The 14,909-nt window shown below is 58.7% G+C and carries 12 protein-coding genes and 5 pseudogenes; 10 read left to right on the top strand and 7 right to left on the bottom strand.

The features are described 5' to 3' along the window. Positions 1–7 precede the first annotated feature (7 nt). The 4 genes from QA644_RS22125 to QA644_RS22110 form a co-directional block, all read right to left on the bottom strand. Positions 8–1,105 carry an ABC transporter ATP-binding protein gene (locus QA644_RS22125; RefSeq protein ID WP_018445097.1) on the bottom strand — a complete coding sequence of 366 codons (1,098 nt, stop codon included), beginning with the start codon at positions 1,103–1,105 and terminating at the stop codon, positions 8–10. 10 nt (positions 1,106–1,115) lie between these two features. Further along, complete coding sequence (locus QA644_RS22120) at positions 1,116–2,006, bottom strand: carbohydrate ABC transporter permease (RefSeq protein WP_105008953.1); 891 nt, start codon at positions 2,004–2,006, stop codon at positions 1,116–1,118. Then, entirely contained in the window at positions 2,003–2,962 is a 960-nt protein-coding gene (locus QA644_RS22115; protein WP_239601606.1) for a sugar ABC transporter permease, read from the bottom strand. The genes QA644_RS22120 and QA644_RS22115 overlap by 4 nt, the downstream gene beginning before the upstream one ends. A 74-nt stretch (positions 2,963–3,036) precedes the next feature. Then, positions 3,037–4,518: a sugar ABC transporter substrate-binding protein gene (locus QA644_RS22110; protein WP_239601607.1), complete on the bottom strand. Its 1,482-nt coding sequence runs from the start codon at positions 4,516–4,518 to the stop codon at positions 3,037–3,039. Positions 4,519–4,730: 212 nt separating this feature from the next. On the opposite strand from QA644_RS22110, the gene QA644_RS22105 reads away from it, so the two are divergent. The 7 genes and pseudogenes from QA644_RS22105 to QA644_RS22075 form a co-directional block, all read left to right on the top strand. Then, positions 4,731–5,441, top strand: coding sequence for a GntR family transcriptional regulator (locus tag QA644_RS22105; RefSeq protein ID WP_283073361.1), 711 nt, complete (start codon positions 4,731–4,733; stop codon positions 5,439–5,441). A gap of 53 nt (positions 5,442–5,494) precedes the next feature. Next, positions 5,495–6,661 (top strand): mandelate racemase/muconate lactonizing enzyme family protein, encoded by a 1,167-nt coding sequence (locus QA644_RS22100; protein WP_283073360.1) that lies wholly within the window; start codon positions 5,495–5,497, stop codon positions 6,659–6,661. Between the two features lie 68 nt (positions 6,662–6,729). Continuing rightward, on the top strand, positions 6,730–8,091 hold the full coding sequence (locus QA644_RS22095) for a mandelate racemase/muconate lactonizing enzyme family protein (RefSeq protein WP_283073359.1): 1,362 nt from the start codon (positions 6,730–6,732) through the stop codon (positions 8,089–8,091). Between the two features lie 17 nt (positions 8,092–8,108). Continuing rightward, a complete protein-coding gene (locus QA644_RS22090; RefSeq protein ID WP_283073358.1) occupies positions 8,109–9,308 on the top strand; it encodes a mandelate racemase/muconate lactonizing enzyme family protein in 1,200 nt (399 codons plus the stop codon). A 4-nt stretch (positions 9,309–9,312) separates the two neighbouring features. Further along, positions 9,313–9,521: pseudogene (locus tag QA644_RS22085) on the top strand (hypothetical protein); the annotation flags it as partial. A 367-nt stretch (positions 9,522–9,888) separates the two neighbouring features. Continuing rightward, on the top strand, positions 9,889–10,476 hold the full coding sequence (locus QA644_RS22080; RefSeq protein WP_283073357.1) for a DUF6088 family protein: 588 nt from the start codon (positions 9,889–9,891) through the stop codon (positions 10,474–10,476). Further along, positions 10,466–10,791, top strand: a pseudogene (locus QA644_RS22075) (nucleotidyl transferase AbiEii/AbiGii toxin family protein); the annotation flags it as partial. The gene QA644_RS22080 and the pseudogene QA644_RS22075, both read left to right, overlap by 11 nt. A 1,103-nt stretch (positions 10,792–11,894) precedes the next feature. Here the strand turns inward: QA644_RS22075 and QA644_RS22070 are convergent. Further along, positions 11,895–12,353: a nuclear transport factor 2 family protein gene (locus tag QA644_RS22070; RefSeq protein ID WP_239601613.1), complete on the bottom strand. Its 459-nt coding sequence runs from the start codon at positions 12,351–12,353 to the stop codon at positions 11,895–11,897. A gap of 97 nt (positions 12,354–12,450) precedes the next feature. Next, positions 12,451–12,813 carry a hypothetical protein gene (locus QA644_RS22065; protein ID WP_283073356.1) on the bottom strand — a complete coding sequence of 121 codons (363 nt, stop codon included), beginning with the start codon at positions 12,811–12,813 and terminating at the stop codon, positions 12,451–12,453. A gap of 194 nt (positions 12,814–13,007) precedes the next feature. Here QA644_RS22065 and QA644_RS22060 point away from each other — a divergent pair. Together QA644_RS22060 and QA644_RS22055 are read left to right on the top strand one after the other, a co-directional pair. Next, positions 13,008–13,458 (top strand): annotated as a pseudogene (locus tag QA644_RS22060) (beta-ketoacyl-[acyl-carrier-protein] synthase II); the annotation flags it as partial. A 273-nt stretch (positions 13,459–13,731) separates the two neighbouring features. Then, positions 13,732–14,139 (top strand): annotated as a pseudogene (locus tag QA644_RS22055) (IS6 family transposase); the annotation flags it as partial. A gap of 233 nt (positions 14,140–14,372) precedes the next feature. Here the strand turns inward: QA644_RS22055 and QA644_RS22050 are convergent. Continuing rightward, positions 14,373–14,582 carry a hypothetical protein gene (locus QA644_RS22050; RefSeq protein WP_239603721.1) on the bottom strand — a complete coding sequence of 70 codons (210 nt, stop codon included), beginning with the start codon at positions 14,580–14,582 and terminating at the stop codon, positions 14,373–14,375. Here QA644_RS22050 and QA644_RS22045 point away from each other — a divergent pair. Next, positions 14,509–14,748: pseudogene (locus tag QA644_RS22045) on the top strand (short-chain dehydrogenase); the annotation flags it as partial. The gene QA644_RS22050 and the pseudogene QA644_RS22045 overlap by 74 nt on opposite strands. Positions 14,749–14,909: the final 161 nt, after the last annotated feature.

Raw genomic sequence — 14,909 nt, 5'->3', positions numbered from 1 at the left:
CTCTGTCTCAGTTGGCCTTGAGGGCCATTTCTGTTTCGCCGTCGAACAGATGCATCCGCTCCTGGTCGAACTCGAGCCAAATCGGCTCGTCGGGCGCGACGGCAATGGTCGGCGGCACGCTGACGTTGACGATGGCGCCAGACAGGAACGCCTGTACGAAGGTGACGTCTCCGGTCGGCTCCACCGTATAGGCCTTGGCAGGAATGCTTCCTGGCACCGCACTCTTGTGCAGCTTGATCGTCGAGTGACGTGCACCGAGCACGACTTTCTTGGTGGTTGCCCTCGCGACCTTCTGGGCGTTGTGTGGCGAGAGCTCGAGGCGCCAGCCCTCCGCGCTGGTCAACACAGTATTGCCGCTTGCCGTTGATGCCTCCAGCGGAACAAGGCTCATCGCCGGGCTGCCGACGAAGCTGGCGACGAACATGTTCACCGGATGGGCAAAGACCTGCGCCGGTGAATCGTATTGCTGCAGGTAGCCGCCGTTCATCACCGCCATCCTGTCGGCCATGGTCACGGCTTCGAGTTGGTCGTGCGTCACATAGATGATCGTTGCCTTGAGGTCCTGGTGGAAGCGCTTGATCTCCGACCGCATCTGCACGCGCAGCTTCGCGTCGAGGTTGGAGAGTGGTTCATCCATCAGGAATACCGCCGGATCTCGAACGAGGGCGCGGCCCAGGGCCACACGCTGCTGTTGCCCGCCCGAAAGTTCGCGCGGCTTGCGCTCGAGCAGCTGCGTCATGTCGAGCACTCGCGCTGCTTCCTTGACCTTCCTGTCGATCTCGTCCCTTGGCAGTTTGCGCATCTGCAGCGGGAACGCCAGATTTTTATAGACCGATTTTTGCGGATAGAGCGCGTAGTTCTGGAACACCATTGCGATGTCCCGGTCCTTGGGGTCGAGGTCGTTGACCACCCGGTCCCCGATGACGATGTCGCCCGATGTGATGGGGATCAGCCCCGCTACAAGATTGAGCGTGGTTGTTTTGCCGCAGCCTGAAGGGCCGACGAGCGCAACGAATTCGCCGTCATTGACCGTCAGCGAAACATCGTTGACAGCTTTGAAGCTGCCATAGGTCTTGACAAGATCTTTGAGGACCACGTGGGCCACCGGCAACTCCCTAGTGCTTAACTGCGCCTTCTGTAAGGGCGCGTACGAAGTATCGTTGCAGGACGAGGAACAGGACCACGACGGGCACGCTCATCATAAAGCTGGCCGCCATCAGGCCCGGAAAGTCCGTCGTATTTTCCGAGAAGAAGCGCTGGATGCCGACCGGCAGTGTCAACTGGTCGTTCTTGGAGAGGAACGTGTAGGCGTAGATGTACTCGTTCCACGCGCCGATGAAGGAATAGATCGCCGTGGCGATGATTCCTGGCGCCGAGAGCGGCATCACGATCAGGACAAAGGCCTGGAACCGCGTCGCTCCGTCGATGCGCGCCGCCTGCTCGAGCTGCACCGGGATGTTGTCGTAGAAGCCCTTGAGGAGCCAGATTGCCAGCGGAAGGCCGAATGTGAGGTAGGTGAGAATGAGCGACCCATGCGTGTTCACCAGCCCGATCGCGCGCATCAGGATGAAGAGCGGCACGAGAAAGATCACCGCCGGGAACATATTGCGAAGCAAGACGGCGAAGAACAGAAAGTTCCGGCCCGGGAAGGTGAAGCGCGAAAACGCGTAGGCCGCAGGAACCGCCACGATCACCGAAAGGATGGTCGTGGCAGTGGAGACGAAAAGGCTGTTCCAGAAGAAACGAAGGAAGTCCTGGCCGACGCTGTTTTGCGGATCGAGCAGCTTCTGGTAGCTGTCAAGGGTGGGTTGGTCAGGCCACCATTGCGGCGGGAATTGCATGGCCGCGAAGCCGGACTTGATCGAGGTGATCAGCATCCAGATCATCGGCAACGCGGTGTAAAGCAGCATGAACGCGAGGAAGATGCGTCCGCCCCACCGCCATCCGTCGATGCGCATACGGCGACGGGCCTGGCCTCGAGGAGCGGTCTCGGCAATCGTGCTCATGCGGTCCCATCCTTCCGCTCGTTGCCGCTTAGCGCACGGACGTAGAAGTAGCCGAGCAACATCAGGATCAGGAACAGCAGCACCGAATAGGCCGATGCCACACCCCAGCGCTGGCGGCCGAAGGCGAGCTCATAAATGTGGGTGATCCAGATATGCGATGCGTTCGACGGCCCGCCGCCGGTCATGATCCAGGGGATGATGAAAGAATTGAAGTTGGCCACTGCCAGCAGAAGGATCGTCACCGTCGAGACGTTTCTCAAGTGCGGGAAGGTGACGTGCCAGAACCGCTGCCATGCATTGGCTCCGTCGACTCTTGCGGCGCGCAGCAACTGGTCGGGGACTGTCTGCAGGCCAGCCATCATCATGATCATGGCAAACGGAAACTCCCGCCAGATATTGACGACGATCAGGGACGGCAGCACTGTGCTGACGCTGTCGATGAAATTCGGCGGCCGGTCGGCCAATCCGAGGCCGACCAGCACCGCGCCGATGATCCCAAAGTCCGAATGGTAGATCCACTTCCAGATATAGGACGCGGCGACCGCGCTGATGACCCAGGGAATGATCAGGACGGCGCGCAGGAGGCCGCGGCCGACAAAGTCACGATGGAGCGCCAGCGCGCTGGCAAACCCCAGGACAAATGAGATGAAAGTGGATCCCAGTGTCCAGATAAGAGTGTTCGAGGTGACCTTCCAGAACACCGGACTTGTGAGGATGGCGGCGTAGTTGTCGAGGCCGATGAAAATCTTGTCCCGGAGCTGCAGGCCAGGCGGCGTATTAAAGAACGACAGCTCGATCGTGTAGTAGATCGGATAGGCTATGACGATGAGCATCACTGCGATCGCAGGGAGTACGTACGCGTAGTCAGCGCGATGCTCCCAAATCTTTCGCAGCACGCCGGACCTATCGGGTTGCAGTCTTCGGCGAGCCTCTGCCTTGCCGATCAAGATCGTCACCGTGGCGTGCCCTTTTTCTTCGGAACAACCGGCTGCACTCTCGACGCAGCCGGTCAGATCGTGGTCAGGCAGGACTAGAGTCCGCCGTCCATCAGGTCTTTTACCTTCTTGGCCGCGTCGTCCGCTGCTTGGTCGACGGTCATGGCTCCGGTCAGGGCATTCTGCAGCATGTCCGGGACGATGATATTCATGATCTCGGGGGACTGCGGCAGCGCCGGGAACGGAATGCCGTATGGCAGCATCGAGGTCGTGACATCAAGGAACTTGATGCTGTCCAGACGCTCCTTCATCCATTTGGTCTTGAAGCCGTTTAGGTTTCCCGGGTTCGAGCCGGCGTAGGCCATCTTCAGCGACCATTCGGGGCTAGTCCACATGCAGATGATAGCCTTTGCAGCCGGCTCGTCTACCTTGCCGCCCTCGACATACTCGGGCTTCAGGATGTGAATGTTCGAGCCGCCAAACACGACGGCACGCTTGCCATCGGGGCCAGTCGGAATCAGACCGTAGCGCATGTTGTCGATGACGGTCTGCGCCTTGTCCTTGTCGGTGCCCGTCGCCTTCTTCTGCAGGTCGAGCATGACGTTGTAGTCGGACGGGTGCGAGACCATCATGCCGAGCTGGCCAGCGAGGAAGAGGGGCTGGTTATCGGCCTGCTGGTTGGTGAGTGCCGAAACCGGAACCGACTTGTCGCGAACATACATATCGTACGAGGCTTGCAGCGCCGCCTTGCTCTGCGGACTATTGAGCTCGACCTGCTTATAGGTCGGGCTCGCGGTGGCTTCGTCGAAGACGCCGCCGCCATAGGCCCACAGCTGCGGCATGAAGCGATACGGCGTATTGCCGGCATTCTTGCGAGCCACGAGGCCGTAACCGGCAATGCCGAGCTTGTCGTGGATCTGCTTGGAATACTTGACGACGTCGTCCCAGGTTGCCGGAGCCTTGTCCGGATCGAGACCTGCACGCTTGAAGATGTCGGCGTTCCAGATGAACGCCATCGTCTCGTTGTTGGTTGGAATGCCGTAGGTCACCTCCTCCCAGGTCACGGCCTTCATTGCGCCGGGCCAGAAGTCCTCGGTCGAATACCCTACATCCTCGGGTTTGAGCGGCTGCAGATAGCCCTTTGAGGCGAACTCGGTGCCACCCAGGATTTGCAGGCGGACCGCCATGGGCGCTGCATTGCCCAAGAGCGCGGTCCGGAACTTGTCCAGAAGATCGTTATAGGTGAGGGCTTGTTCCTCAAGCTGGATGTTTGGATAGGTTTTGCGGAAGGTCTCGAAGAACTCCTTGTAATACTGACGCAGGAGGTCGGGGTCGCCCTCGAACACGCCCTGATACCAGAAAGTCAGTCGCCCCTTGTAGTCGAGCGGGGTGACCTTGGCGCAATCGCCCGCCGTGTCAAAATCCTGTGTGCCGGCAATGGAGCGCACATATTCCGGCGACCACTTGTTCAAGTCGACCGGCGGCGCACCCAGCGCCGACGCGGACATCATCGATACCATCAAAGCAGTGGAGACAGTGCCGCGCAGGATGGCACCGCCGAGTGAAATCCTCGTCATAGGGTATCCTCCAGGTTCTCTCCCATGCCGCTCTGCATCGAAGGCGAGCGGTCTTTGCTCATCGGCCGCGGGACGCTTTCAACCAATGTATCCCTTCGAGATTTTTATACGTTTTCAGATCGCGAATTGCCTGTCAACTAGATAAATCGTACATTGTTTATAGCAATCTTGCGTGATAACGAAAACAATGTGTGTATTGATTGGGGACAGTCTTGGCCGAAGCAAGCGATTTTAAAGCAAAGCCACCCGAAGGGATCGACGCTATCGGGGCCTCCAGCGAGGGCGCCTCGCTTTATCAACTGATCAGGGAAGACATCATCGAAGGGCGGCTCGCTGCCAACGAGCGGCTTGTGGTCACCGATCTCGCCCGGCGCCACGGCACCTCAACCAACCCGGTGCGCGAGGCTCTGCAACTGTTGCGCGGGGAGGGCTTTGTCACCCTCGTTCCCAACCGCGGTGCACGCGTCCGGCCCATAGATCAGGATTTTGTTCGGGACATCTACGAGATCGGAGTCTTGATCGAGCCGGCACTGACGCGATGGTTCGTGAATATGGCCACCGTCGAGGACATTGCTGAACTCGAACGCATCCAAGGCCTGATTGAAGAAAACAACTTCGCCGACACGTTGAGGCACAGCGAGCTGGACACCGCCTTTCACACCGTAATGTACCAAAAGCACTACAACCGCCATGCCGCCGAGCTTTGGTGGAAGCATCGCGAAGTGCTTCGAGCCGTGAGCCGGCGTTTCAACTTCACGCTCGCCCGGCGTGCCGCGATCCTTAGCGAGCATCGCGAGCTCATCGCGCATGTAAAAGCGGGAAATGCGAACGAGGCAGCCGAACTCATTGCACGCCATGTCGAGGGCTCCGGCCGGCACATCCTCGAACACATGCGCGCGCGTAACGCCGCTCGGGCAGGATAGAATACATAGTCTGGAATATCGTTATCCCGACCACTTCAGTAAAGGCAGTTGAGATGAAAATCACCAGCGTTCGGCCGTGGCTAATCAGATCCGATGCTTCTTATTGGGGAGAGTTTCTGTTCGTCGAAGTAACGACCAACGAGGGGGTGAGCGGCTGGGGAGAGATCACCACCACGACAAGGCTCGCCAATCGCGCCCTCTGCACGATCCTGCGGCAGATCGGTGCCGCTGTAACAGGCGAGGACCCGGCGCGTATCGAGTATCTGTGGCACAGGATATTCCGCAGCTTCACCTATATGGGCAGTCGCGGCGCCGCAGTCGAATGCGTAAGCGCCATTGACATAGCCCTTTGGGACATCCAAGGCAAAGTTCTTGGTAAGCCGATTTACGAGCTGTTGGGCGGACCGGTACGCGATGAAATCGCGCTCTACACCCATCCCAACCAGGCCAAGTTTACCAGCAAAGAGGCTGTGGTCCGTGAAATTCGAGACATTGTCGAGTCCGGCCACACTGCGCTCAAGTTCGATCCTTTCCCCCACCAGGGCCGCACCGCCGATGGACAGCCTCGCGAACAGCGGGACGGCTACCTCGATGGCAGCATGACCCGCAAGGATGAGCGCGAAGCCGCCGAACTCACGGCTCTGATCCGCGAAACGGCGGGCTCTGATGTCGACATCCTCATCGATGCGCATGGCCGGTTCGACGTTCCCACCGCCATTCGCCTTTGTCGGAGCCTCGAGGAAGCTGGTCAGATCGACTGGTTCGAGGAGCCTTGTCCACCGGAGAGCCTCAACGCTCTCAGACAGGTCCGTGAGAAGGTCAGCGCCGCTATCTCGTGGGGCGAGCGCGGCCACACGAAGTGGGATTTCGTGCCGGTGCTCGAAAACAAGCTCGCTGACTACATCATGCCGGACGTCACCTGGACCGGCGGCATTACCGAACTCAAGAAGATTTCTGCCCTATGCGAAGCCTACTACATCCCGGTCTCGCCGCATGACGCCGCAGGGCCGATCAACGTGATTGCGGGAGCGCAGGTGATGATGACCGTTCCTAATTTCTACAAACTTGAAACGTCAGAGTGGAACCTGGGAAAGTATGATCACCTCATCGACAGACCACTCGATGTTTCGAACGGCAGCCTCAAGCTTACGCCCAAGCCTGGTCTCGGCGTTGAAATGAACCGCGACTACCTTCAAAACCACGAGATAGAGCTGGACTAGCTAGCAACGCTCTGCGCCGCCTCAGCATGCGCGACGACGAGCCCCGCCGACCAGAACGAGGATAAATCATGCCAGAGGCAGATGGAGCCGACGAGGCGCTCAATCGGGTGAACACGCATTCCAAGCCATCCGACCTTCGCATCACCGACATGCGGGTAGCCGAAATTGTCGGCGCGCCCTTCACCTCAGCGCTACTCAAGATTTACACCAACCAGGGCATCGTCGGGCTTGGCGAGGTGCGCGACGGCGCCAGCGCCACCTACGCGCTGATGCTGAAGAGCCGGTTGCTTGGCGAGAACCCTTGCAACATCGACCGCCTGTTTCGCCGGATCAAGCAGTTCGGCGGGCACGGCCGGCAAGGCGGCGGCGTATCGGCGGTCGAAATCGCGTTGTGGGATCTTGCCGGCAAGGCCTATGGCGTCCCCATCTACCAGATGCTCGGCGGCCGGTTTCGGGAGAAAGTGCGCGTCTACTGCGACACCGACGCCACCGTGCCGAGCGGCACCGAGACCGGCAGGCGCCTCAAGCAACGCATGGAGCTCGGGTTCACCTTCCTCAAGATGGATCTGGGATTAATGCAGATCGCGGAGGTGCCCGGTGCGGTCGTGTCTCCTGCCGGCTCACTTGAAGGGTACCGCGACCACCCCGGCCGCGGCCCGCTGAAGACCATTGAAGAGCGGCGCGTCCGCAACGCTGCGTACGATTTGCATAACGTCCCGCACCCGTTTACCGGCCTCCACTTTTCCGACAAGGGCCTCGACTTCCTTGAGCAATATATTGCCGAGGTTCGTGAGGTCATCGGCATGGATATTCCGCTCGCCATCGACCACATCGGCCATATCTCCATGCAGAACGGCATTCGCCTTGCCAGGCGAATTGAAAAATACGTGCCAGCCTGGCTCGAGGATGTGATCCCATGGCAGTACACTGAGCAGTACCGACAACTGCAGGACGCCACTACGGTGCCGATCTGCACCGGCGAGGACATATACCTCAAGGAGGGCTTCGAGCCTCTGCTCAAGAGCGGCGGCCTCTCCGTTATCCACCCAGACCTGCTCACCAGCGGGGGCATCCTCGAGACCAAAAAGATCGGAGATATGGCGCAGGACCATGGTGTCGCCATGGCCATCCACATGGCAGAAAGTCCAATCGCCGCGATGGCCGCGGCACATGTCGCGACCGCGACTGAAAACTTCATGGCGCTCGAATACCACTCTGTCGATGTCGACTGGTGGGACGATATCGTCACCGGCCTTCCCAAGCCACTCGTGAAGGACGGCTTTATCACTGTTCCGGACAAGCCGGGCCTGGGGATTGACGACGTCGTCGACGAGGTGATCTCGCAGCATCTGCAGCCGAGTGTCACCGGCATCTGGCAGCCCACGGATCACTGGGACGATGAGTATTCCTGGGATCGTACCTGGAGCTGAGGCGAAAAGAACCGAAGATGAAGATCACCGACCTCCGCTGTGCCGTTATCGGCAAACACCCGATCGTCCGCATCGTTACGGACGAGGGCCTGCATGGCTTGGGCGAAGTCGAGTTCACCAAGTCCTACCTCAAGCCCTGGGTGCTGCATTTCCGTGAGGCGCTGGTCGGCGAGGACCCGACCGACGTCGAGAGAGTGATGCTGAAGATCCGCCAACGCGGCTCTTTCAAGCCGTACGGCGCGGCGGTGAGTGCTATCGAGCATGCGCTGTGGGATATTGCCGGCAAGGCCGCGGGCGTGCCCGCCTATAAACTGCTCGGCGGCAAGGTGCGGGACAAGGTGCGCGTCTACAACGGCTCGATTCGCCAGAAACGCACGGGCGACCGGCCGGAGGATTACGCCGCTGACGTCAAATGGATGATGGAGCAGCCGCAGAACTTCTTCATGGTCAAGCAAGGAATCTCGTTCCACTCCAACATGAAGGACACCGTCGAGGACTTCCACTATGGTGTGATGCAGAAGAAGGCCGGCTATCACGGTGCCATGGATCAGGGCGTGATCAGCGAGCGCGGTTTCAATCACATGCTCGACTGCGTGATCGCGATGAAGGAAGTGCTGGGCGACAAAGTCAGCCTGGCGCTCGACTGCGGCCCGGGCTGGATGCTGCCCGATGCGATCAAGTTCGCTCGCGCGGTCGAGAAGTACAATTTGATGTGGCTCGAAGACATGCTGACCGGCGACTATGTGCCGTGGGTCAATCCGCAGGCCTATCGGGAACTGACCATTTCCACCTCGACGCCAATCCACACTGGCGAGCAGATCTACCTGCGGCACAATTTCAAGGAACTGATCGAGACGCAGGCGGTGCGCGTCATCGGCCCCGATCCAGCCGATGTTGGCGGTATTGCCGAACTCAAATGGGTCGCCGAGCACGCCTACATGCACTCGATCCTGATGGCACCGCACGGGACCGCCAACGGCCTGCTAGGCCTCGGCGCGTTGATCAATGTCTGCGCCACCTTGCCTGCAAATTACATCGCGTTCGAATATCCGAGCGCCACCGACCCCTGGTGGGAGGATCTGGTAGTCGGCTTGCCACCGCAGATCGTGAAGGACAGTATGGTGGACCTACTGGAAGCGCCGGGGCTGGGCCTCGATATCGACGCCGAAGCGGCCAGGAGATATCTCAGGGAAGAGGATGCGGGCTTCTTCGACTGAACCCATTAAGGGGCTATTGCCCCACGGGCGCATAATGTCCGCGATGTCCTTGCCACCCACATTCTGAAGCAGACCGGTTCGTATGAACAGGCGAGCTACGCGATCCAAGATACACCGGACATGATCCAGCAGCATTACGGCCGGTTTTTGCCGGAGGACAAGGCGGCACTTGCAGCCCGTATTCTGAATCAAGTGTGGGAGGCCGCTGCTTAGCATCAGTATGAGCGCTTTTGGCTGGCGGAATGTGTGCTGCCAGCCTACTCCTGATATAAGCGGTTCTTCGTTTCGATCCTTATCTCTTTGTTTTCATTCATACGAGATCCAGCAAAGGTCGTGATTTTGACAAGCATGATAAAAAACGAAAGTGGCCAAGGCTCCTAATCGTTTAATTTTCCCGGTGGAAGAGGCGGCCAAGCCTATGCGCATGCCGACCACTCCGCCATCTAATGTAGCAGCGTTATCATTAAAATTTACAGATAAAACTGTACGCTAATGAGGAATTTCCTGATCTCGATTGCATGAAATTTGGAAAACTGCATCCAGCAACATATTTGGGTATAGTGATTGCAGGAGTTGTCCCATGACGAGGTTACAGGAACAGAAAAAGCATCTGCGATCCGGCAAGGTCTACCGTCGGGAGGACCTCGCCCAATGGTCGTCATCGGTGGATCGGCACCTGCAGCAGCTGCTTGCGGAAGGATATCTGATCAAATTGTCGACCGGTGTTTATCACCGGCCGAAGCAGACGGCGTTTGGAAAGGCCCCCGCCGAAGATAATGCCCTCGTTGAGGCGTTCCTGAAGGACGACCGTTATCTGGTCACCTCGCCCAATGCTTACAACAGCCTGGGTGTCGGAGCGACACAGCTCTATAACAAAACCGTCGTATACAACCACAAGCGCCACGGCAACTTCACGCTTGGTGGGCGGGAATTCGAGTTCCGCAAGAAACCGGCCTTCCCCAAAACCCTCACCAAAGAGTTTTTGCTGGTCGACCTGGTCAACAATCTCGACCATCTGGCCGAGGACCGCGAACAGGTACTGGCCCGCGTGAAGGAACAAGCCCTACAAGGTAACCGCAGCGCCCTCACACGTGCCGCTAAAGAATACGGCATGGTGCGTACGCGGAGATTCTTCAACGGACTGACAGCGGATAGGCATGCCGGCTGATTTCCTGCATAACCACAAGGATTTCGCATCCCTGCTGCGTATCGTCGCCGAGGAGATGAAGGTGCAGCCCATGTTGGTCGAGAAAGACTACTGGATCATGCACTGCCTTTATGGCCTGCAACAATTGGGAATGAAGTTCGAGCTGAAAGGGGCACATCGCTCTCGAAGGGATACCGGATCATCAATCGCTTCTCAGAAGATATCAACATCCGTATCGAGCCTCCTGCCGAGATGAATGTCAAAGCCGGCCCCAATTACGATAAGCCAGCCCACCGGGAAAGCCGCAGGGCATTCTATGACTGGCTGGCGGCGAGAACTCGGCTGACCGGCAAGATTGATCTCGACCTAAAGTGTCTTTCATCGCTTCGCCTTGACCGGAATCGAACCGGAGCCCCTTAAGCAGGCACTCAATCCGGCTTGCTATATTATGACGTGAAATCCGCGGCTTGTGGTTCGCTGAAGGGCTTGTCGGAGACTTTGTTGACGAGCGGTTTCTTCCGGCCGCGGATGCCCTTCAGGTTCTCGATTTCGGAATTGACTTTTATGCGATTCAAAGCTTCTCGACCGGCCGCAGGCAAATCGCTTTTGCTGGCTTTTCAACTGGGAATATCGCAAGCCTGCCGGTTCGCCGTACTCAGGCGAATTGTCTCTACCGCGACAGCTTTCGCTAGATGAATACAATAGGATTTGCATGAAGCCGGCCGAAGAGATCGAAGCTGCCTTTTGCAACACGCTTGTTCACGACGCAGAAGCTGTTCTCTCCCGGCGGAGCCGGTGCATATCCGGCTGCAAGGTGATCTCAACGAAACGACGATCGTAGCAGCGCAGAAAGGTCAATTGTCGTTCGCCATTTCTGTCGAGGGGTCAGCTATTTCGGTGCGCCTGCCGCAAGACGATGGTTCGATCCAGGATATAGGCGTTCTGCCCGACGCAGATATACGCGTTATCCACGACAGACGTGTTATCGAGATTTTCGTGGATGGTGGGAGCGGTTTTGCGGCACACGGCGCAGCTATCTTAATACCGTCCCCCATAGCATCTCGATCAAATCAAAATCATCAAGTCTCATACACGCGTTTTCGGGTCTCGCTCCGACTGTCGATAAAGATACGAAGGAAGGAATAGCAATGGCCGGACAACTATGGTCACTGATCGAGATGAACGATAGTTGGTCCAGAAGGAGCTCCCCAACATATCCTAACCAGAGGCAGTTCATCTATCGCCAACTTTCGGCATTTTCAACACATTGCCACGCCCCGACAGAGCGATTCACTATCAGAAAAGTACCGTCGGCGAGGCGTTCCATTCGTGGAAGGCCTTTTGCGATTGCGCAAACGGGGCTGCGGTACCTGTCCTCCCCCCAACACACAGGAGGATAGCCCGCCCGCAGTCACGTAACGCGATGGGCTGCGCTTCTGCTAGCTTACAATCTGTTCGGTGACAGCTTCTTCGAGGCCAGCTGCACCTTGGGCGCCAAGACCGCCGGCCGCTGCTTGTGAATCGTAAAATTCCTCAAGTGCATAGACTCTACCCCACCGGAGGATGAACACGTGGAGACCACGGTTGACGTACGACGCATCGCCGTTGAGCAGCGTTGCGGTGCCGTCCCACTGGGCAAACACGGTGGTATGCCACGGCCAGCCCTTCACCCAAATGTGGTTGACCGTGAGATGGAGAGTGGGCAGGACACGGCCGAGGCGCTCAAACCAGCGGCGCACGGCTTCTTTATCGTGGCGCTCACCACCAAGCGCGTGGGCGCCGGAAACGCGGTGATGGACATGCGGCGCGAGTGCTTTCACCGCCGCATCCCAGCGATGGTTGTTGACGTGGTCGAAGCTCTGTCGGATCGATTTCTCGACAAAATAACTGTATAGCATTTGACCTCTCCTTCCAGACGATGGCGTGATCGAGGCGAGCCGCGCGGACGCAAGAACCCGCGGCCGGCAGCAAGCAGGCTGCGGTCTGCACGTCGAGTCAACGCATTATCGCGTCGGCCCGCAGATGCGTGTCAGTCTCGGTCGAGACCGTCACCTCCTTGCCGGACCTTGAGAACGCGTAAAGCGAGTCCCGATGCCCTGGCATGGAAAATGCCACGGAGTCGCCGTCGGCGAGGCCCATGACGACCCGCAGCGGATCGCCCCCGGTCTTCGGCGCGAAGGTGGCGGTGACCTGCAGCAGGTCGCCGTCGACCGGGACGTAGTAGACCACCATGTCGAGATGTCCCTCGTGCAGGCTGCCGCCTTGGATCGGGCGTCCGAAGGTTGCTTCCTCGGCAAAAGCCGGGGTCGCAAGAAACAGCGCGGCCAGGAGCGATGCGCTCAGGGTTTTGCGGATCATCTTATATCTCCTTTTTTAGATTTCGTTCACCCTCTATACAGAACATAGATTACTAACGCAATCTAAAAAAGGAGATGACGATGCGCTTAAGTCGCAGTCAGGCTGCGGAAAGCCGCGAAACCGTGATTAATGTACCGCGCTCTCTTTCCAGCGTCTTTAACGACACGTCGGCCGAGGCCTTACGACATGGCGCGGGATGGCTTCATGGGGAAGGAGCCGGCATCCTAGTCATCAAGGAATTGAGCCAAGCGCTTGCGCCCGGAGCAACCGCTCGCCGAGCTCGTCCGCTAGGGCACGACGGCGGATGCTCATCACGTCGCCTCCAGTCGCACGGACGGCGAAAGGGGCGCGCCGTGCCATGGGAGATCGCGATTGCCCAAGTTCGGGCGCGATTTCGCAAGAGCTGTCAGCGCAACAAAGTCGGCGACCGGACACCTGCTCGGCGCCGTCGGCGGGCTTGGTGGCATCTTCGCAGTCCGGGCGCTCAGGGACCAGGTGACGCCGCCGACACTCGATCTGAGCGGCTGCGGACCCAGCCGCCGACGGGATCGACTTCGTCGCAAGCCAAGCCCGGCCAATGGGGATGTATTACGGGATCTCCAATGGCTCGGTGGAGTCACCGCAAGTGCGCTGTTCCGACGCTGGACGAACGAACTGACCGGCCGAGCACCGCAAGGGCCGGTAATTGAAACACTGCCTCCACCATTCCTATTTTTCCCAACATCAGACCTACAGCCGAGGCCCTGCAGAACGCGGGCTTTCGCGTGTTTGGAACCAGCCGTCATGCCGCCCAGAGGAGCGGTGGCGTTACCATGCTGAGTTCGACATCGATTCCGCTCGATGAGGCCGGCGGGCATCGTAACCGTAAGCGGGCATTGGTGAAAATGTGGCGGCGAGCGATCAGCTAGCCGGCTCGGTGACAAATGGCACCTCGACGAGGTGGTGATCACGATCGCCGGCAAGAAACATTGGCTCTGGCGCGCCGTCGATCAGGATGGTTTCGACCTTGACGTCCTGGTTCAGAGCCGCCGCAATGCCAAGGCTGCCAAGCGTTTGATGCGAAAGCTCCCGAAAGGACAAGGCCGTTCGCCTCGCGTGATGATCACCGGCAAGCTCCAGTTCCTACGGTGCGGCGAAGCGGGAGATCATGCCCGGCGTTGAGCATCGTTCCCATAAGGGCCTGAACAATCGGACAGAAAATCTCATCGCCCGATCCGACGGGAAAGGATCATTAAGCGCTTCAAGTCAGCGCGACAGCTTCAGCGTTTCGTTTCCATCCACGGCCCGATCGCCAACCTCTTCCAAATTCCCCGCCATCAGCGGCACGCGCATCCGCTTTGGATGCCACTCTTTCAGCGAAATGGCCCCAAGATCTGGCTTCACAATCTAGGCACTGGATGAGCCACCAAACATCGACCTGCAAAAACCTTACCGTTCAATAACATGCGCATGATACCCAGTGCGCGTCGGTTTCCTGTGCCGACTATCCATCAGTTCAAGCGCATCCCTTTGGATGAGAAAAGATGCGTCTTGGAAAGTGAGGAACGACTTTTATCGCCTCACCCGGAAAAGGCGATCCGATAATGCAGCACCATCGCTGCGGTCTGTGATCCGATCAGCATGACGACATGCGTCTCGGCTCCCGTCGGCTCCACAACCAGCACCGTCGCCGGAATGCCGGCCTCCGAAATCGTCACACGGGCGGCCTCGAAGGAGTTCGGCGAGCGCGGCATCTCCGTGACCGCTATCGGGCCGGGTCCGATGGACACGCCGTTCTTCTGTCCGGCCGAGGGGAAGATGCGGTCGCCTATCACAAGACGGCGGCGCGCTGTCGAAGTTCTCCAAGACCGGCCTGACCGACATCGAGGACATCGTCCCCTTCATCCGCGTCCCGGCCGGACCATCCTCGTCAAGGGCGGCTATACCACGAAGTAATCGGCAAAGGCGGCCGGGCGGCCCGGTCGCCTTTGCTTCACGTCCGTCGTTTCGACGGGGCCAATCTCGCGCCGCCCCGGGAGCTTGCCATGACCAATCTATTCCAGAGCCTTTTCGACGCTGATGCAGTTCGTAAGGAAAGCATCCGTTTTCAGCCAAGG

The sequence above is a fragment of the Rhizobium sp. CC1099 genome (assembly GCF_029714385.1).
Lineage (GTDB): Bacteria > Pseudomonadota > Alphaproteobacteria > Rhizobiales > Rhizobiaceae > Rhizobium.
The sequence above is the reverse complement of the archived record's forward strand: the minus strand, read 5'-3'. Positions and strand labels throughout refer to the sequence as shown.